Raw genomic sequence first — 277 nt, 5'->3', positions numbered from 1 at the left:
ATAGCCACTTAGCCTCAATATACTCAAGCCCTTTGTTCATCATGGTTGCAGAATCAACCGATATTTTGGGCCCCATCGACCAATTAGGGTGAGCAATCGCTTGTTCTGGAGTCACTTGAGCTAAAGTCTCAATATCGGCATAACGAAATGGCCCGCCGGACCCCGTCAGCAGAATATGGGAAACGCCCTGTTCTTGTAAATTACAGCGTCCGAGCTGAGTTTGAATATCAACGGGTAAACATTGAAAAATCGCATTATGTTCACTGTCGACGGGCAA

Annotated in this window: 1 pseudogene; it reads right to left on the bottom strand. The window is 46.2% G+C overall.

Annotated elements, in window-relative coordinates:
* A pseudogene (locus V0R37_RS22080) lies at positions 1-277 on the bottom strand (1-deoxy-D-xylulose-5-phosphate reductoisomerase); the annotation flags it as partial.

It is taken from the genome of Pollutimonas rozaliensis, assembly GCF_048751585.1.
In the GTDB taxonomy this organism is placed as follows: domain Bacteria; phylum Pseudomonadota; class Gammaproteobacteria; order Burkholderiales; family Burkholderiaceae_B.
This window is presented reverse-complemented; position numbering and strand designations above follow the sequence as displayed.